Here is a 19,831-nt window from a genome sequence, read left to right as displayed (position 1 = left end):
GATGTCTCTGGCGAATCTGAAGGGTTTGAAAGATAAGTGTTAAAAGGAATGGGGATTCGTAGAGTCAAAAAAAGGGTCTTCCAACAAGTGAAAGACCCTTCTATTTTTTAAGCGGCATACCTTCCTAAGAAATATTCTCTTAGTTTCTCCAATGCTCTAAACGTTTTCACTTTCGCATTGTTTTCAGTAATACCAATTGATTCTCCGATTTCCTTAAAACTTAATTGTTCGAAAAATCGCATTTCAATTAACTTCAATTGCTCTTCTTTCAGCTTTTGCATTGCTGCCAAAAGTAAAGACTGATTGTGCTCCAATTCTTGATTATCAAAGAATAAGGTATCAAAAGTTGGAATCTGAACATTCTCCATTGAAACGGTTCTCTTTGATTGCATCTCCCGATAACTCTGGTACAATTCACTTTTAGCTATTCGATATAGCCAAGAGCCGAATGGTACTCCGCGGTCTTCATACTTCGATAAGTTCTTAATCGCCTTGATAAAAACCTGAGAAGCAACATCATGCGCTTGCTCTGGGTCTTCCATCCGTTGTTTCAGATAACGAAGTATTGCATCATAATACTTGCGGTACAAAGGTTCAAATCTTGCCGGATCTGCCTTTGCTTGCATCACCCATACTTGCTCCTCCTGGAGTAGTTCCGGTGACTGGTGGAAATAGACATTAATTGCCATGGTATATTTGGATTTTGGGTTTGCATAATTTTTTGCATTGGGTATAACTAATATAACGGGATATTTTTCAATTTATTATCAAATATTGAATTATCAACCGGTTTTTTAACAGTTTTTCGACGAACAAGCCAATTAATCCTATCAATTAAGTAGAATTTAAAATTAGTTCACGGTGGATGTATCAACAAGGGTCTTTAAAAAGAGCTCCAACTGATTGATTTCTAAGTTATTTAACTTAAAAGGCTTGATAATGGAAGATTTATTGGGAAATCGGGAGCCACCTTTTGAATAGTGTGAAATGACCTCCCGCAGGGTCTGAATACTTCCGTCATGCATATATGGAGCGGTTAATGAGACATTCCGCAAACTCGGAACCTTGAATGCACCTTTCTCTTTCTCCAATCCATTTATTCGGTATCTCCCCTGATCTATTCCATAATCGGAATAAAGTCCGTTACTCACCACTTGATAATTCGTGAAATTTGCGCCTGAGTGACACTTGGTACAATACAGCTTTTCCGAAAAAAGTTTCCATCCGGCAATCTCGTCAGCATTCAGAATGCTCTTTGCCCCTGCCCTATATTGATCAAATCTGCTATTCTGACTTATCAATGAGCGTTCATAGGTACTGAGTGCACGTGTGACTACATAGGCATCCAATTCCCTTTGGAAAATCTGCTTTGCCAAACGCTTGTAATTCGAATCTTTTGAAAGTTTTTGAAGGACCTCTTTCATGGAACTTCCCATTTCCCGGTGATCCTGAATGGGAACAAGTACTTGCTGCTCCAGGGTCTTCACTTCCCCGTCATACATGTAACTACTGAAATAAGCACTATTCAGCAGACTTGGTGCATTTCGCATGGCAATACTTCCGCGAACTCCCCGACTCTTGGGTAATCCATCTGTGAAGGCTTTTGAAGGTTGATGACAGCTTGCACAGGACACTTCATTATTCTTTGAAAGTCGTTTATCGAAGAAAAGCAGTTTGCCAAATGCCCTTTTTTCAGGAGAATCCGGATTGTCCTTGGGAAAAGGAATCTTGCCTAAAACCAAGGTATACTGCTCCTTAACGGTACACATCGTTCCTATCAAAATGAATAGAAACAGAAATAAAACATTCCCTTTATTGAAAATCATAACTCATTGAAATCTAATTTAATTGATTTCAATCAATTCCACTATTTTTTATGCACGATGTAAAGGATTTCGTGTTTGGAAAGTCTGAAACGTTCGATTTCCTCATCTGATATCGGATTCTTTGCAAATGCAATCTCCACTTCAAACCCTGCTTTTCTCAACCAATCCGGATAATCCATTCCGAATAGACGCACATGATCCTTTTGCCAAAAGTGCTTTTCCCGGTCTTCAGGAGAGGTAATGCTCCAATCTTCATAGGTCACTTCCCGATTCGTATCCTGAGGCACTTGCATGATTCCCCAAGCTCCGGGAGCCATTACACGGTATAATTCCTTCATGCATTTCAGCGCGTCATCGACATGTTCCATTACGTGATTACAGAAAACCACATCAAAACGATTGTCTTCCAAAGGAATCTGGTGCAAATCAAAATGCATATCTGCAATGGGGGAAACCAAATCACCTGTCAGGTAAGTCAAGTTTTTTTGATTCTTGAATTTTTTATGGAAACATTGTTCCGGAGCAATATGAAGCACTTTCAAATTATCTGCAGAAAAGAAATTGCTTTCTCTTTTCAGATAAAGCCACATCAGGCGATGTCTTTCCAAAGTAAGATCATACGGACAAAGAACATTCTCACGATGAGAGACCTCGGATCCGTAAGATAAAAACTTTCTAAATTTCCGTTCACATACCGGACACTCCACTTTATTTCCCTTATAGATCAAAGGTGCAAAAAGCTTAAATACGTAGCTTAAACGTATTAAAAGAGGTCTTGGTAATTTATTCAGAAGAAACTTATATGCTTTTTTCATGAAAACAAAGTTAATAACTAACTTGAGTTCGGGATAATAATGCCGTCAGAATTCTCAAAAAGACACGGTTACAAGGCGAATTTTTCTTAAGATAGCAGGCTATCTTAAGAAAATTCAACGCAGTAAACGAGTTTTTTTCAGAATAGTATTCTAAAAATTTCGCTTTTAAACAGTAATCTACTTCCTCTTGAATTCTTGTAATAGACCCGCTATTACTTCAAATTCAAGACTCGTATCTAACTATTCAAATAGCGATCTGACAAAATTATTATCCCGAACTCAAGTTATTCTCCCGAAACCGACCCACAATCTTAAAAGACTTCTTTTAAATTTGTAGTATGAAGAATTTTCTCAGATTATTTTCATTGTTCTCATTTACTCCATTTATCGTGAATTCACAAAACGCATCAACTATTCCAGTAGCCAAAGAAATCCCAAAAGAATTGATTAAACACAATCACGTTCGAATCGATCCCTACTTCTGGATGAATGAGCGCGATTCAAAACCGGTTTTGGATTACATTGCGGAAGAAAACAACTACTCGAAGCGGTTCTTTGATCAAAAAGAAGGATTGATAAATACCTTCCTGAAAGAATTTGATGGTCGTATTAATCCGGAAGAAACGAGTGCACCATTTGAAATCCAGGGAAAAACCTATCAATGGCGTCAGATAAAGGACAAAGATTACCGGGAACTCATCCTGATCGAAAATCAAAAGGAAACCGTATTCTTTGATGAGAATGCGCTTGCCTTAGGTCATGAATATTATTCATTGGGTGATTTTTCCATTTCCCCGAACAATGAACTCGTGGCTTTTTCACAAGACAAGATCGGTCGACGCAATTATGCTATTTCATTTCGCGAAAACAAATCAGGAAAAGTCCTGAAAGAACAGATTCCCAATACCGATGGAAGCATCCTTTGGGCCAATGACAATCAGACGGTTTTTTATGTCAAGAAAGATCCGACCACTTTGCGCGAGTTTCAGATCTACCGACATGTTTTGGGAACCAGTAACACCAAGGACGAACTGATTTTCGAAGAGAAAGATGAACGGTTTGCGGTTTACATCACCAAAACACTCGACAAGCAATTTATCCTGATTCATTCCGTGAGCAGCACCAGCTCGGAAACATGGTTAATCGGAGCTGACAAACCGGCGGAAAAAGCAGTTTGTTTCTTGAAAAGAGAAAAGGATCATTTATACGAAATCACGCATCACGAAACGGGATTTTACATCCTCACCAATAAAAACAGCCCGAACAGGAAGTTGGTGTTTTCCAAATCCATCCCCAACTCTGTAGAAAGTTGTGAAGTACTAATTGCTCACAACAACGACGTTTATTTGGACGAAATGGAAGTTTTCAAAAGTTTTCTGGTCGTTCAATCGCGAAAAATGGGAAGAACGGAGATTTCCGTCGGAAGTTTACAAGCTACCAATTTCTCCAGTATCTCCATGCCCGAAGAGGTTTACGAACTAGGCTTAAGTTTTAACGAGAACTACGAATCAAAAGTGGTCAATTACCATTACACTTCCTTAACGAGTCCCAGTTCGATCTACAAATACAACATCGAAAGTAAAACGACCCAATTATTTTTTCAGAAAACCTTGATTGATCCAAATTTCCGTTCTGAAAATTATGTTTCAACACGGATTTGGGCTACCGCGAATGACGGTCAGAAAATTCCGATCTCCATTGTCTATAAAAAAGGAATTGACCTGAAGAAAGCTCCATTGCTACTTTATGGTTATGGAAGTTACGGTGTTACGATTCCTGCTACTTTTTCTGCAACACGTCTGAGTTTATTGGATAGAGGCTTCGTGTTTGCAATCGCGCACATCCGCGGAGGAAAATTCCTGGGAGAGAAGTGGTATCAAGACGGAAAATTGAATCACAAACGAAATACCTTTACCGACTTTATCAATGCTGCCGAATGGATGGCAATGAAAGGTTATTGCGATCCGAATTCCATTTATGCCCAAGGCGGAAGTGCCGGTGGTTTATTGATGGGTTCTGTAACCAATCTGGCTCCTTACCTGTTTAAAGGTGTGATTGCACAAGTTCCATTCGTAGACGTTGTTTCCACCATGTTGGATGAAAGTATTCCTCTTACAGTTGGGGAATATGAGGAATGGGGAAATCCGAATGAAGAAGATGCTTATTGGTATATGCTCAGTTATTCTCCTTACGATCACGTGAAGCAGATGGATTACCCAGCCATGTTGATTACGACAGGATACCATGATTCACAGGTACAGTATTGGGAACCGCTAAAATGGGTGGCGAAATTGCGAAAAAACAATACCGGTAACGCTCCGATCTTATTTGATTGTACGATGAGCGCCGGACATGGAGGCGGATCGGGAAGATCTACCGAAAGACTTGAAGTTGCAAAAGAATTTGCATTTTTGTGTGAGATACAAGGGATTAATGAGTAGAATAGCTATTCTCATATTTTTTTTAAGTGTTTTTACATCTTCGACTTATGGTCAGAATTTGGATGTGGACTCACTACCCTATCAGAAATACCGGACAAGACTGGTATTGTATTCGGATTTTGGATGGAGCACTGCCCCAATGTCCATTTCCTATCCATTCAGTCAAGAAATAAAAAATGTCAAATTCCGGAATAATTTCAATCCTGTTCTAGGTTTCGGATTCTCTTACAAATGGCTTTCCTTGCGTTTCGGGGTCACACTACCCAACTCTGTTCGCTCCAAAAATAAGTTCGGGAAAACAAAGTACTACGATTTGGGATTCGACTTCAGCTTCAAAAACATGTATTTCGATGTGGATTGGCACCTCTATCAAGGATATGCGATGAAAAATGCGCATGAATGGAATGATACAATCAGCGCGGATGAACCGAATCTGATTCGGGAAGATATCATTGCTGCCAGTTTTTCAATCAATGCCTGGCAATTTTTCAAGAATGACTTCAAAATGTCTGCCTTCAAAGGAAAAACAGCTTCTTATAAAAGAGACGTCAGAACATTTTATCTGAAATACACAACCAACTACTACGGAATTTCTTCCGCACAACCCATTCTTCCTATCGAATTGCAGGACACCGCTGAAAGTAAGACTTCATCGAGCGTGATCGCTTCTTTTGATGTCGGGGCAGTTCCCGGATATGCCTATGTCAGAAGATGGCGGATGTTCCAGATTGGGATCATGGGCGGCTTGGGATTGGTTCTTCAATCCAAATTGTACACTTTTGAAGGCACCACCCGAAGCTTTTTGGGGCTTGCGCCACGTGTAGACATCAAAATAATCGGTGGAATCAATAAACCACGGTATTTCATCATGTTCGTCACGGACTTTGACAACAAATCCATCGCATTCAATGATTTCAGCTACAAACAAACCTATTACAACCTCAGATTGGTTGGCGGAATCCGATTGAATGTCACCAAGAAAAAAGAGCAGCGAGAAGCTGAAGAGAAAAAGAAGGCATCAATTTAATGGATTTATGTACTTTAATGAGGTAGTGCTAAAAAGTACCTTTAAAATATATAACGTACCAAATTTCAAGCTATAACTTCCCGAAAGTTTTAATATTCAATCTTTTGCGACTAGAATAAGGCTGGATTTATAAACCGCAGAGAAGCAGAGAACGCAAAGATTTAGACTCACCTGACTTAGTAAACAATTCCCTCAATTTAACACCACCTGTCCATCCAACTCAGCGAGAAATCCTTCTAATTTTTCAATGCTCACGTGTTCCATCACCACAATCTTGAACCACAACGGATCCTTGTAATCATTTGGAACCAATCCGAACTGAAGTGCTAAAGCCGGAGTGATCTGATGGGCGTCCATCGTGATGATATTCGATAAGGGTGAACGGAAATAACGGATTCCACGTTTGTCGAGTTCTTTTGCCAACCACGTTGTTCGACGTTCCAAAGTGGAACACTTTTCAAACCATTCATGCTTCCCATAAGCGGCGAAAATCAACCAGATCGCAATCGCATTAGCCCCAGACCGACTTCCGGAAATCGTGCAATCTGCTCCGGTAACATAAGATGCGGCATCTGTTTGTGCATACTTCATCCAATCCTTGCGGATCAGAAAAACTCCGGTTCCATAAGGAGCTTGTAACATTTTATGTGCATCCATTGTGAACGAATTGATTTTCGGATGCTGGAAATTAATCGGATTGGATTCGTTTATTATCGGAGCATAAAACCCGCCATAAGCTGCATCTACATGGATCCGGAACTCGAATCCCTCTTTGTTCATCAACTCTGCGTACAAATCCACATCATCGATCGAACCGAACATGGTTGTCATCATATTGCTCACAACCACTATATACTTCACTCCGTTTTCTTTCAGAGCAGCTAGAATTTGCTCTGCTGCAAACTGATTGATTTTGCGGGTTTCCTTTTCAACGGGCAACAAAATACAGTTGATCTGGAAGATATTTCCGGCTTTTTGCATGCTGTAATGACTGTCTTCACTGCAAACAATTACAATTTCCGGCAAAGATGCCTGATACTCCTGAATGAAATAGTTCCGATAGATCCAAATGGCCTGCAGGTTGGCTTCTGTTCCACCCGTTGCAACATAACCATCAATCGAATCGGGAGCTGCGCATAATATGTTTTCAGAACAAATGCGAATCACTTCACGTTCCAGATCGTGTGTTCCTTCAAAGTAGGACTCCGAATCTCCCAAAGTATGACAACCGATGTGATTTGGATTTTGAACCAGTGTGGAAAGGTAAGGTGCTTCCCGGACAAAACTGATCTCTTCCGAGAATACTTTCGAATCCAAGTGAGTTCCGGGAATCCCCAGGATTGATTCGTTGCGGTAGTTGACATTCGTCTTTAACGCATCAAACACACGTTGTTTAATCTCAGATTCCGATTTTCGCTTCCATTCCATACAGCAATTTTCTGTAAAGTTTGGACAAAAAACAGGTTTGAAAAATGATTAAAATCAGCTTGTTTGGTTCTTAACCTTATTGGTGAATTATGAAATTTTTCAGCGGTGATTTCCAGCTGTTTTTAAACTCACTTACCGAACTGATGGTGTTATTGAAAACAATTGTTTCATCCGGAAGGCTTGCCAAATCGGCATAATTCACATAAACAAATTTCCCGTCAGAAAGGGTTAGCATTTTTAAACGATTGAAAAAAGAAACGTTTAATTCTTTCTCCAATGACTTGATAAAACGAACAGAAGTATCGATTGAACAACCGGATGCATTGTGTGCACTTTCATCAACTGCAAGAATCAAATGCGCATTGTTCATCACTTCTCCATAAGCTTTCAACTTGGTTCCATGAGCTGCCCATTCTTCCAAAAACGGATTCAATTGTTCAGTGATCCATTGCACTTCGGTTTCTGTCAACAAGCGATCTGCCTGATAAGACCAAACCTTTGCCTGGTCATCCAATGTGTCAAAAGGAATCATAATTCAGCTGCGTTTGCAATCAATTCAGCAACATCCAATACCTGGATCTCATTTTCCTTGTTGAAGTTCTTCACCCCATCCGTCATCATCGTATTACAGAAAGGACAACCGGTAGCAATAATGGTAGCCTGAGTTTCCAATGCATCCTCCGTGCGCTCCACATTGACTTCCTTATTTCCTTTTTCAGCTTCCTTGAACATTTGAGCACCACCGGCACCACAACATAATCCGTTTGTTTTGCAACGTTTCATTTCCACCAATTCCGCGTCCAATTTTTCAATCAGCATGCGTGGAGCTTCATACACATCATTTGCCCTGCCAAGGTAACACGGGTCGTGGAAAGTGATTTTCTTTCCTTTGAAGACACCACCTTCTTTCAACTTCAATTTTCCGGAGTTGATTAGCTCCTGGATCAATTGTGTATGGTGAATGACTTCATATTTTCCACCCAATTCCGGGTATTCATTCTTCAATGTATTGAAACAATGCGGGCAAGCGGTAACAATTTTCTTCACTTCATATCCATCCAAAACCTGGATATTCATCATGGCCTGCATCTGGAAAGTGAATTCATTTCCCGCGCGTTTTGCCGGATCACCGGTACATGATTCTTCTGCGCCCAATACGGCGAAGTTCACCTTGCATTCATTCAAAATGCGAACCAATGCCTTGGTAATTTTTTTAGCTCTATCATCAAAACTACCCGAACAACCAACCCAAAACAGGATATCCGGGGTTTGTCCCTGTGCCATCATTTCGGCCATTGTTGGTACATGTATCGTGCTCATAATTTATTTTTCAAAAACTTGAATATTCGCCTGAACTTCAATCAAATTAGTAAACTTTCCTTCAAACCTGGTTGCTCGAACAATATGGTTATCAATCCAATGATAGTTCCCTCCTCTCGGTTTTCCCATCATCATTCCATGATATTTAAAACCCTGTTTTTCCAACCATTTTTCAGTCACTTGTCGATGTTCTTCCAATCTGGAAGTGAAAAAAGTAATGATATGACCTTCGTCAAACCAGTGATTTACCGTTTCCAGTGCATCCGGATAAACTGCGGCAAACTCCATTCTTTCCGGTTCTTCATTTGGAATGTCATCACAAATGGTTCCATCGATATCAATCAAATAATTCTTGATATGTTCAGGTAAAACAGGAGAAATATGAGCTCCGTTTTCTATCTTCTCAATTAACTGCCCTTCTTTTTTCATCATTTATCGAATTACGAATTTATTCCTCATGAATCCAATTTCCTCTATCAGCCGGAGAAAATTGCCATGGGGCTCCGTTATTTTCGATATTTGTTAGCATTCCTGTCAATTCGGTTGGCATTTTGGATTCCTCCATCACCAAATACCTTCTCAGGTCAACAATGATAGCCAATGGATCAATGTTTACAGGACATTCCTGAACGCAGGCATTACAAGAGGTACATGCCCAAACTTCTTCTTCCGTGATGTAATCTCCTAATAATGATTTTCCATCTTCGTAGTCTTTTCCGTTCTTGCGTTTGCCATCTGCCAGTTCCACCATGCGATCACGTGTATCCATCATGATCTTTCTAGGAGAAAGTTTTTTACCGGTGATATTTGCCGGACAAGATGATGTACAACGACCACACTCGGTACATGTGTAAGCATCCATCAGATTCTTCCAAGTCAGATCGGTAATATCCTTCGCTCCAAAACGCTGAGGAGTTCCTTCAGCAGCAACCGGTGCAGCATAAGGATCAGCAGTTGGATCCAACATCAATTTCACCTCGTTGGTGACAGCTTCCATATTGGTGAACTTCCCTTTTTTCTCCAGATTGGAATAATAGGTATTCGGAAACGCCAATAAAATGTGGAAATGTTTTGAATAAGGTAAGTAGTTCAGGAAAGCAAGTACCATGAACCAGTGTCCCCACCATCCTACTCGCTCCAGAATGTGCAATGTTTCTACACTGAATCCACCAAAAATGTGTGGACCAACCCAGGAAGAAATGGCAAAACCGAATGAACCAGCCTCGTGAGAAGCATGAGATGCTCCTTTCAAATACAAAGCCTCATCCGCTCCGTTCATTGTGAAAATGCAGAATACCAGGATAAGCTCCATGAAAAGGATCATGTTAGCATCAAATGTGGGAAAACCTTTCATTTCAGGTTTTCTGAAACGAGCCAGTTTCAAGATATTTCTTCTGGAAAGGAAGGCTATTGTTGCAATCAATGCCGCAACGGAAAGAATTTCAATGATGGAAACCGCCAATGTATACAACCCTCCTAAAGAAGACATGAAAGCACGGTGCGAACCTGTAATCCCATCATAAATGATCTCGATCAACTCGACCTGTGTAATGACAAAAGCAACATAGATTCCCAAATGCAGCAAAGCCGGAATTGGTCTGGCGAACATTTTTTTCTGACCAAGTGCAACCAAGGCCATTGTTTTCCAACGTTCACCCGGTTTGTCTTTTCGATTCACCTCTCTCCCAAGAAGAATATTTGAACGAATTTTCAGGATGTTCCATCCGAACCATCCAAATCCACCAATCAGAAGTACACTAAAAATAATTGCAGCGATCATAAACTGTTTTTATTAATCCGGGATTGAATCTAACAAGTTACGTAATTTTTTCTCTTCACCTGTAGTAATCGGAACTCCTTTTGTTTTAGCACCGAATACGGAGAAATGGATATATCTTTCCGGATGTTTCTCCAGATCCTGAACCAGGTTTTGCAGGCTCTTATTGGTCTCAACCAATTCGTTATATAATTTCTCGTCTTTCAACAATTTACCCAATGTTCCATTCCCAGCTTCAATGGAAGTAAAGGTTGCGTTCAACTTCTCAATCGTCGCATTTGCATTGTTGATCACTTTTTTGAAATCAGCTGAAACCAAATCTTCGGAAACCTTATCGAAGTTACCAACGATCTTGGAAATTTTATCATTGGAAGCTTTCAAGTTTCCGGTAATCGATTCCACATTACTCATGATACGGCTCAGTTTCACTTTTTCAGTAGCAACCAATCCTTCCACATCATCTGCAATATTTCCAAACTTTTTAAATGTCAGTTTCAATGAAACCAAAGATTCCCTGATTTCAGAAGTCGCAGTGGTATCCCAGAAACCTTTCAAAGATGTAATGGTCTTATCCACATTTACAACAAGCGCAGAAACTTTCTGCAACACCGGATTTGCATAAGACTTCAGTTGTCCGAACATATCCAATTGCACACGACCGTGAATAGCGTCCTTTTCTGTGTAATAACCTTGTGAAAGATCATCCCCCATGAACAATAGCAAACCTTTATTCAATAAATCCACAGAACCTGTTTCCAATATGGAAGATTTCGGAATCTTCAGATCATTATCGTTGATCGTAAATTTCATGCGCACCTTCGAAGTGGAATCCCCGCCAGGATTATAGTCCACGGAAATAACCTTCCCTACGATCACCCCATTTACGAATACAGAAGTTGATGCACTAACTCCACCGGCATTGGGGAAATAAGCCGTGTATTGAGCGTCTCCTCCAAAAAATGAATAGCCTTTCAAAAAATTAATACCCGTTACAAGCAAACCAATAGCTGCAATGGCAATCAGACCTGCTTTAATTTCTTTTTTGATTTTCAAAACTTTTATTTTTCTGCTAATTTAATAGCTTTTTCCAAACTAATACGCTCTCCATTTTGAAAAGCAACAACAAAAGCATTGGGAAATTCTTTTTGCCTTAGTTCGTTTTTATAGGTATTCGCGGCATTAAAGTCATCCACGAATTCGCCAACCGTATACTTATACAACCTATCTTGTTGGTATTCAAATACTTCATGTTTTTTAAAGCGACTTGAATTTGCAGCAATTTTTGATTCGGATGTCTCAATCTGCACTCTGAAAACTACCTTATCTTTCAACTCCTTTTTTTCAACAGGTGGGTTATCCGCTACTTCCTGGTTACCTCTGGTTTTGTAATCCACTCCTTCCAGCTCTGCCTTGTATTTTTCAAAGGCGATAAACATAGCCCCAGCCATTTTTTTCTGTCCGGATGAATCTGCCAAAAACTTCTCTTCGTCTCGATTCGTCAAAAATCCCGTTTCTATCAATACACTCGGCATCGTAGTTTTGTACAGTACCAGAAATCCTGCTTGTTTCACGCCACGGTCAAAACGACCAATTGATTTGAATTCATTCTGCAGTTTGTCCGCAAAAAGGATCGATTGATCCAGGAACACCGATAATTGCAATTGTCGGGCAATGATCGCGTCCGGAGACATATCGAAATCCTTGTATTTTTCTCCTTTATCCGCCTCCAGGTAGATGGTGCTATTTTCCCGATCTGCAATTTTTGCCTGTGCGTCTGTCTTGTGAAGTCCGAGAACATACGTTTCCGTTCCATAAGCAGTTGCAGAAGCCGAATTCGCATGGATACATATGAAAAGGTCTGCATTTGCCTTGTTTGCAATCTTAGCACGGTCGTCCAATTCCACAAAAACATCCTTATCCCGAGTAAAAACCACTTTTATTTCCGGATAACCTTCCTTAATCTTCCTTCCCAACTCCAAAGCCATTGCCAAACAGACATTCTTCTCATGAGCAGATGAACCGTGGCAGCCCGGGTCTTTTCCCCCATGACCTGCATCGATCACAATTGTCCTGATCGTTCCGGATTGTTTACTTGCAGTAGGTTGTTTTTTTAATTGAAACCCAAAAAGCATCACAAACGGAATAGCCATTGCTACCCATCTCACCCATTTTAAACTGTTTTCTAATCGGTTCATGTTGTATATATCGATTCCTGAATAAAAGTAACTCCCTTTATCAAGCAATCATCAGACCATTTTAGAAACTTATCTATAGTAGAATGTTGAAAAAGCAATTAAAATCCGAAAAGCGCCATTTCTAGCACGACTTTTGTATAATCGCGTTCTTCCTGATGAAAATTCAGGTATTTCCGCAGATAACGCGGATAGCGCAGATTTCAGTCACTGGTGATCTAAGCAGGCTTCCAATGGGAAGCCTAAATAATCAGCGCAATCTGCGAAATTAGTGGGAGAAAAAATACATATTTTCACGCTTAGTGTCATTTGTATTTTCATGTATGAGAATTTAAACTAAATAGTATGTTGCGCATTATCGTGTTTTAAGATTCATCAAAACCATGGTAATTTCGTAGCTTTGTGCCTTCGCTAAAGCTAAAGCACAGGCGTTGCAACCGTTTTAATACAAGTATTGGAAACAAAAAAAGGCTTCTTCCTTATTCTTTCTGCGGCAATTAGAACCTGTTTCTACTTGCTCATTTGTGTTTCCACCTCCTTCGCCTTTGGTCAAAAAGGAAAAGAAGACAGCACCAATTCCGATGGCTATCGGAAACGCAAAGTCTACATCAACGATACCGATTTCAAGTCCATTATTACCTATTCAGCGCGGGATTCCATTTATTCTGACCTGAAAAAGAAACAGGTTCATCTCTATGGTGAAGCCAAACTGAATTACGAAGGTGTGGATATGTCTGCCGAATATTTACTTATTGATCTCAATAAAAATGAAGTGCTCGCCACTTTCGTATTGGATTCACTTGGGAGAAAAGTCGGGAAACCGCTCTTTGTTGACAACGGCGATACCCTGAAGGCCGCATCGATCCGATACAACTTCGAGACAAAGAAGGGATATATCCAGGAAGCTGCAATCAAACAGGACGATTATTACCTGACAATGGAGAAAGCGAAAAGGCAACCGAATGAGGATGTCCATTTCATCCATGGAAAATTCACGACCTGTAATCTGGAAGAACCGCATTACCATTTCGGACTTTCAAAGGCGGTAATGATTCCGGATAAACGAATTGTTTCGGGTCCGATCAATTTATGGGTAATGGGAGTTCCAACCCCACTCGGACTTCCATTCGCCATGATTCCTTTAAAAAAGAAGAAAGATCGTCAAAGTGGATTTATCATGCCGCAATATTCCATTATTTCAGCTTATGGAATGGGATTGCAGGATTTGGGATACTACATTCCTATCTCGGAACGTTTCCAAACGATTGCCTATGTCACCGGATTCACACGCGGAAGTTTCGGTTTCCGGAATTATTCTGAATACGCAACCAAATACAAGTACAACGGAAACTTCGATTTGGGATATACGCGTTTCCGATACGGTTACCCGGATTCCACTGTTTTCAGTACAACAACCATCCGTTGGACACACAATCAGGACCCGAAATTGAACCCGAATTGGTCATTTACGGCAAATGTGAATTACAATTCCAACTCGACCAATAAACAAACCCTGAACCAACAAAATAATCCGCAGTATTTCAACAACACTTTGAACTCTGACATCAAACTAGGAAAGCGTTTCGGGTCATTGCCTATTTCAGCAGATTTGAAATTAAGTTTGAGACAAAACTCTGCTACCAAGATCATCGATCTGACATCCCCTATTTTCAACTTCCAGACAACCAACCGGATTTTCCCGTTCAAGCGGGTCAATAAAGTAGTCGGTTTCAGTTATGCCAATGAAATCCAGAACCGTTCTTCCTTCAAGGACCGCTATTTGAAAAACGGGAACTTCGATAGTATCGGACAGAATTTCAGAAATGGAATCACCCAAAATTTCAATGTCCAGGCTACTTTCAGCATCCTTAAAAATACCGTTCGGATTACCCCTTCTGCAACATACAAACAGATTTACAACTTCCAATCCATTGTAAAAACAGCGGTCGACACTAGTGACTTGGCAGATGTCGTGCATATCGACACAATCGGAACCGGCGGATTCAGTCACTCATTCAGTTCGAGTGTTTCTTTAACGAGTAACTTGTATTCGTATTACCGTTTCGTTGGTAAACGGAAAACATTGCTTCGTCATGTGATGACACCGACCGTTTCCTTCAATTATGCTCCGACTATTCAACAGGGAATCCAAAGTTATACGGATACAATCAACAATGTGGCTACCGAGGTTCGCTACAGCAAGTTTGAGCGAAGTCTCTATTCCGAATTCCAGACACAATCTTCCGGAAGGATCGTATTCGGTTTGAACAATACCTTTGAGATCAAGCAAAAAAGCGAAAAAGACACCATTACCGGATTCAAGAAAACGCGCTTGATCGACAATTTCTTTTTGAGTACGGATTACGACATCTTCAAGGATTCCATGAATTGGGGAGACCTGAACATGCGCATGGTCATCAATCCCAATGAGTTTATCAACCTGACGATCACTGCTAATCACAGCTGGTATGGATGGGACAGCCTTGGAAGGATTAAAAGGGAATACGCTTTGAAAACCAATCAGGGAATCGGTCGGATCAAATCGGCTTCATTTGCAACTTCTTTAGTTCTTACTACCAAAAAGAGTCGTGACCGCCTGCAAAAGATCTCAAATACGATGTCGAATGTCTGGAACCCGGAGTATCAGCAATGGATTCTCAACCCGAACCAGATGGTTTATTTTGAAATTCCGTGGAAACTAACCGTCGATCACATCTTTTCACTCAATTTGAATGGAGATACAGCTACTTACAGAAACAAACGTTACTTGCCTACCAATACCGTTACCTTGAGCGGAGATGTGAACCTGACTCCGAATTGGAAAGTCGGCGCCCGCATGATGTATGATATTGAGCAAAAAGCAATTAGCAACTTCAACATCAACTTGTATCGGAATATTCACTGCTGGAATGTGGTTTTCAACTGGACTCCAATCGGAACAAACAAAAGCTTCACCGTTGGTATCAAAGGAAATGCATCCATTTTGCAAAATGCAAACATCAATATCCGTAAACCACCTATTGTTCTTAACTAACCATTAAAAATCGGTTCGAATTTCGTTTTTCAACTAAAAAATTGTTTGTACTTTACGTTCAAACAAAACAAACTAATTTGATTCCTTTACAAATTAACAAGCAACCAAGTCCGACAAAAGGTGATTTACTTCTTTCAGAACCTTTTCTGATGGATAGCAATTTTTCCCGTGTGGTCATTCTTCTATGTGAACACAATGAAGATGGAAGCTTCGGATTAATTCTCAATAACACGCTCGAAATCGAAATCAATTCTGTTGTAACCGATTTTCCGGAAGCAAAAATCCCCGTCGGATTCGGAGGTCCTGTAGAGCGCAACCAGCTCTTCTACATGCATCAGAACAAAGAGATAAGCGGATGTACTCAAATTGGTGAGAACCTCTATCTGGGTGGAGATTATCCGGAAATCAAGAAACGCATCTCCAACGACGAGATGACTCCTGCCAACCTCCGTTTTTTCATTGGATATACGGGTTGGAGCAAAGGGCAATTGCAAAAGGAAATCGATGAATTGAGCTGGATTGTTATGAAAGCACCCAAGAACATCAACGTTTTCAATGCATTTGACGACGATTTATGGCGCGAACTGATTTCACAATTGGGAGGAAAATACAAACTGATGGCTGATTATCCGGTAAATCCTGCAGACAACTAAGGGATAAAAATCTTATTTTTGAGGAAAGTTTAAAAAGATGCCTTCGACTCCGCTCAGTCACCTTTTTCCTACTAAATAAAATGAGGATTCAAAGAAAGACACCGAGCGAAGTCGAAGTGTGAACTCTTGGAACTATTAAACACTGAAAATAAGATGAGTGCTCCGCTAGCAGAACGTATGCGTCCAAATGAATTGTCAGAATACATCGGACAAAGGCATTTGCTGGAGGAAAACGGAGCTTTGAAGAAAGCGATCCAATCCAAAATCCTTCCTTCCATTATCTTTTGGGGACCTCCGGGAGTTGGAAAAACCACCTTGGCAAATTTACTTGCAAAACAGCTGAACCGCCCTTTTTATACTCTTTCAGCTATTTCTTCAGGTGTCAAGGACGTTCGGGAAATCATTCAGAAAGCGGAAAGTCAGGGAATGTTCCAATCCAATGGAGCAGTTTTGTTCATCGATGAGATTCACCGGTTTTCAAAATCACAACAGGATTCATTGCTTGGTGCCGTAGAAAAAGGAACAATCACCCTGATCGGTGCCACAACTGAAAATCCTTCATTCGAGGTTATTTCAGCATTGCTTTCTCGTTGCCAGGTTTATACGCTTGAAGGTCACACTCTGGAAGATCTGCTGGAACTGATCAACCGTGCAATCAAGCAAGATGTCCTTCTTTCCAAACGAAAAATAGAATTAAAAGAATACAAATCATTGATTGCGGTTGCCGGAGGTGATGCACGCAAAATGCTGAATTTGTTGGAAATGACCGTGAATACCTTCTCACCAAGTGAAACAGCAGTCATCACGGATGAATTGGTCAATCAGCTTGCGCAACAGCGCGTACGCTACGATAAGGACGGGGAACAGCATTACGATATCATTTCTGCCTTTATCAAATCCATTCGTGGAAGTGACCCGGATGCAGCCGTTTACTGGTTGGCGCGTATGATCGAAGGTGGTGAAGATCCAAAGTTCATTGCCCGAAGACTATTGATTTCTGCAGCTGAAGACATCGGTCTGGCAAATCCAACCGCATTGATCATGGCAAACAATACCTTCCAGGCAATTCAAGTCATCGGCTGGCCGGAAGCTCGTATTATCCTGTCGCAATGTGCCATTTACCTGGCTACTTCCCCCAAAGGAAATGCAGCTTATTTGGCTATTGACGAAGCGATTGCAACGGTCAAGCAAGATCCGAACACTCCTGTTCCGCTTCATTTGAGAAATGCCCCGACCAAATTGATGAAAGATTTGGGTTATGGCGCAGAATACCAATATGCACATGATTTCCCTGGAAACTTTGTTTCACAGCAATACCTTCCGGATTCTTTGAAAGACCGCACCTTTTTCCATGCAGGAAGCAGTGCACGTGAACAGGAAATCAATAAACAGTTACAAACGCTTTGGCCAAATAAATTCAAGAAATGAGTCGAGTTGCTTATTATTTGTTTGTACTCCCGCTTTCCAAGCTTCCTCTTTGGATAACCTATCGTTTTTCCGATCTGTTTTTCCTTCTATTGATCACTGTTTTCCCTTATCGAAGAAAAGTGATTGAAGGGAACATTGCTCGTTCATTTCCGCATTTAAGCAAACGGGAACAACGAAAGATCAAGCGCTCGTTTTACCGCCATTTTGCCGATATGCTGCTGGAAGGTGTCAAAAACCTGGGCATTTCAGAGAAAGAGCTTCAAAAACGATTCGTCATCAAGAATCCGGAACTCATGGAGGAATTGTATGAACTTCAGAAAAGTGTTCTGCTGGTTTCCGCACATTATATGAACTGGGAATGGATGATTACAGGTCAGGATCTTTATTTTCCACATAAGGCGATCGGAATCGGAATGCCGCTGACCAGTGGATATTGGGATGATAAAATCAATACACTCCGTTCGCGTTTTGGAATGAAGGTCATTCACGCAAAAATTGTAAAGGAAACCTTCAATTCCTATGTGGAAAGAGGAATTCCAACTGCTACACTGGTATTAAGCGATCAAAGTCCGGCAGACTCACTAAAAAGCTACTGGATGACCTTTTTGAATCAGACCACCGGAATTATTTTCGGCGCTGAACAATTGGCCAACACCTACGACCAGGCAGTTGTTTTCTACCTGCCGAAGAAAATAAAACGTGGTTATTACGAAGTGGAACTGCAGCTCCTGACAGCTGAACCAAGAACATTGCCCTGGGGTGAAATCACTGAAACACATGCACATCTGCTTGAAAAGCGTATCTTAGAAGAACCAGGACCTTGGTTATGGTCTCACAAACGTTGGAAAAGGACAGTTCCAGACAATATCCCGAAACTAAAAGATGAACAGCGTGAAAAATTTAATATGCTCTTTAGGTCTCATACTCCTAAGTAATATTGGGATTTCACAAAAAGTGACCTCCATTGATACCATCCGTTTTTCGGCAGATAGTTCTTATTCCCGCATCGTGGTCCGCTACAAAAAAGACTTCCTTTTATTCGGGACTTCAAAAACCGGAGTCATTGCGGTGAATGAAACCGAAAAAAGCAGCAAAGTGATCATCCCTCCCACCAAAGGCGGAGAGTTCCGGGATATTTCAATTGATCAAGACACTCTTTACGCTATCGTTTCCGGAGACATCGGCATGGTTTACAAAGGAACTATGGAATCCATCCATCCAATTTTTACTGAAAACGGAATTTTTCTGGACGATATTTCGATTTTCAAAAGTCATCTCATCATTCTGGGCGATCCAGTGAATGGCAAGTTCTTTTTACAAAACAAACAACCCGAATCAATCACTTTCACTGAACTGGATCAAAAAGTTGAAAATGAAGCAAATGAAGGTTGTTATGCTGCAAGTGGAACCTGTGCCCAATATTTGAATCCGGATACCTATTTCTTTGTTTCAGGAGGTGATACTTCCGCTCGTTTTCATTACCTGGACCTGTGGTCGAAAAGTACCTTGACAAACAAACTTCCCATGAAAAAAGGCGAAGGTTGTGGTCCATTCTCCCTCTTCTTTTGGAACCCGATGAATGGCGCTATTGTTGGCGGAGATTATCGAAAAAGTAGTGAATCAATCCAAAATGCCTGTTTTACAACGGATGGAGGTAGAAACTGGACTGTTTCCGAAACCCTTCCAAGTGGCTATCGCTCCTGCGTTACAGGAAACAAGAAGATCCTCTTCTCTTGCGGAACAACCGGAATTGATTATTCAGTGGATGGTGGAAAAAACTGGAAATTTCTGATGAAGGGGAATTTTTGTGCTTTGCTGCTGGAGAAAAAGACCTTGTATGCAACAACAAACAAGGGGTATTGTTTGAAGATGAAAATAAAATGACGGGGA

At 40.7% G+C, this 19,831-nt stretch carries 17 protein-coding genes; 7 read left to right on the top strand and 10 right to left on the bottom strand.

All coding sequences use genetic code 11. From position 1 onward, the window contains the following. Positions 1 to 107: 107 nt before the first annotated feature. From AAG807_RS04440 to AAG807_RS04430, 3 genes are all read right to left on the bottom strand, one after another. On the bottom strand, positions 108 to 689 hold the full coding sequence (locus tag AAG807_RS04440; RefSeq protein ID WP_341901159.1) for a sigma-70 family RNA polymerase sigma factor: 582 nt from the start codon (positions 687 to 689) through the stop codon (positions 108 to 110). Between the two features lie 162 nt (positions 690 to 851). Further along, a complete protein-coding gene (locus AAG807_RS04435; RefSeq protein ID WP_341901158.1) occupies positions 852 to 1,826 on the bottom strand; it encodes a cytochrome c peroxidase in 975 nt (324 codons plus the stop codon). Between the two features lie 41 nt (positions 1,827 to 1,867). Further along, positions 1,868 to 2,641: a methyltransferase domain-containing protein gene (locus AAG807_RS04430; protein WP_341901157.1), complete on the bottom strand. Its 774-nt coding sequence runs from the start codon at positions 2,639 to 2,641 to the stop codon at positions 1,868 to 1,870. A 338-nt stretch (positions 2,642 to 2,979) separates the two neighbouring features. Here AAG807_RS04430 and AAG807_RS04425 point away from each other — a divergent pair, with 338 nt between their 5' ends. Both AAG807_RS04425 and AAG807_RS04420 read left to right on the top strand, forming a co-directional pair. After that, a complete protein-coding gene (locus AAG807_RS04425) occupies positions 2,980 to 5,082 on the top strand; it encodes a S9 family peptidase (protein WP_341901156.1) in 2,103 nt (700 codons plus the stop codon). Then, positions 5,075 to 6,109 carry a DUF4421 family protein gene (locus tag AAG807_RS04420; RefSeq protein ID WP_341901154.1) on the top strand — a complete coding sequence of 345 codons (1,035 nt, stop codon included), beginning with the start codon at positions 5,075 to 5,077 and terminating at the stop codon, positions 6,107 to 6,109. Before AAG807_RS04425 ends, AAG807_RS04420 begins: the two co-directional genes overlap by 8 nt. A gap of 192 nt (positions 6,110 to 6,301) precedes the next feature. On the opposite strand, the gene AAG807_RS04415 is transcribed toward AAG807_RS04420, so the two are convergent. From AAG807_RS04415 to AAG807_RS04385, 7 genes are all read right to left on the bottom strand, one after another. After that, positions 6,302 to 7,537, bottom strand: a complete 1,236-nt coding sequence (locus AAG807_RS04415; RefSeq protein ID WP_341901153.1) for a pyridoxal-dependent decarboxylase — start codon at positions 7,535 to 7,537, stop codon at positions 6,302 to 6,304. Between the two features lie 76 nt (positions 7,538 to 7,613). Beyond that, a complete protein-coding gene (locus AAG807_RS04410; RefSeq protein ID WP_341901151.1) occupies positions 7,614 to 8,069 on the bottom strand; it encodes an ABC transporter ATPase in 456 nt (151 codons plus the stop codon). Further along, a complete protein-coding gene (locus tag AAG807_RS04405) occupies positions 8,066 to 8,860 on the bottom strand; it encodes a (Fe-S)-binding protein (RefSeq protein ID WP_341901548.1) in 795 nt (264 codons plus the stop codon). Before AAG807_RS04405 ends, AAG807_RS04410 begins: the two co-directional genes overlap by 4 nt. Further along, on the bottom strand, positions 8,861 to 9,286 hold the full coding sequence (locus AAG807_RS04400) for a phosphoheptose isomerase (RefSeq protein WP_341901547.1): 426 nt from the start codon (positions 9,284 to 9,286) through the stop codon (positions 8,861 to 8,863). It lies immediately after the preceding gene. Between the two features lie 19 nt (positions 9,287 to 9,305). Next, complete coding sequence (locus tag AAG807_RS04395) at positions 9,306 to 10,637, bottom strand: (Fe-S)-binding protein (RefSeq protein WP_341901149.1); 1,332 nt, start codon at positions 10,635 to 10,637, stop codon at positions 9,306 to 9,308. Positions 10,638 to 10,649: 12 nt separating this feature from the next. Further along, positions 10,650 to 11,687 carry an MlaD family protein gene (locus tag AAG807_RS04390; RefSeq protein WP_341901147.1) on the bottom strand — a complete coding sequence of 346 codons (1,038 nt, stop codon included), beginning with the start codon at positions 11,685 to 11,687 and terminating at the stop codon, positions 10,650 to 10,652. A 5-nt stretch (positions 11,688 to 11,692) separates the two neighbouring features. Continuing rightward, positions 11,693 to 12,829, bottom strand: a complete 1,137-nt coding sequence (locus AAG807_RS04385) for an N-acetylmuramoyl-L-alanine amidase (protein WP_341901145.1) — start codon at positions 12,827 to 12,829, stop codon at positions 11,693 to 11,695. A 451-nt stretch (positions 12,830 to 13,280) separates the two neighbouring features. Between AAG807_RS04385 and AAG807_RS04380 the strand changes: the two genes are divergently transcribed. From AAG807_RS04380 to AAG807_RS04360, 5 genes are all read left to right on the top strand, one after another. Continuing rightward, the gene (locus AAG807_RS04380) at positions 13,281 to 15,860 is read left to right on the top strand and encodes a putative LPS assembly protein LptD (protein ID WP_341901142.1); all 2,580 of its coding nucleotides are present in this window, start codon (positions 13,281 to 13,283) and stop codon (positions 15,858 to 15,860) included. Positions 15,861 to 15,937: 77 nt separating this feature from the next. Beyond that, positions 15,938 to 16,513, top strand: a complete 576-nt coding sequence (locus tag AAG807_RS04375) for a YqgE/AlgH family protein (RefSeq protein WP_341901141.1) — start codon at positions 15,938 to 15,940, stop codon at positions 16,511 to 16,513. Positions 16,514 to 16,666: 153 nt separating this feature from the next. Next, the gene (locus AAG807_RS04370; protein ID WP_341901140.1) at positions 16,667 to 17,941 is read left to right on the top strand and encodes a replication-associated recombination protein A; all 1,275 of its coding nucleotides are present in this window, start codon (positions 16,667 to 16,669) and stop codon (positions 17,939 to 17,941) included. Beyond that, a complete protein-coding gene (locus AAG807_RS04365) occupies positions 17,938 to 18,876 on the top strand; it encodes a lysophospholipid acyltransferase family protein (protein ID WP_341901138.1) in 939 nt (312 codons plus the stop codon). Before AAG807_RS04370 ends, AAG807_RS04365 begins: the two co-directional genes overlap by 4 nt. Beyond that, positions 18,833 to 19,825 carry a hypothetical protein gene (locus tag AAG807_RS04360; RefSeq protein ID WP_341901136.1) on the top strand — a complete coding sequence of 331 codons (993 nt, stop codon included), beginning with the start codon at positions 18,833 to 18,835 and terminating at the stop codon, positions 19,823 to 19,825. The genes AAG807_RS04365 and AAG807_RS04360 overlap by 44 nt, the downstream gene beginning before the upstream one ends. Positions 19,826 to 19,831 lie beyond the last annotated feature (6 nt).

It is taken from the genome of Fluviicola taffensis DSM 16823, from assembly GCF_943372375.1.
In the GTDB taxonomy this organism is placed as follows: domain Bacteria; phylum Bacteroidota; class Bacteroidia; order Flavobacteriales_D; family Crocinitomicaceae; genus Fluviicola; species Fluviicola taffensis_A.
The sequence above is the reverse complement of the archived record's forward strand: the minus strand, read 5'-3'. Positions and strand labels throughout refer to the sequence as shown.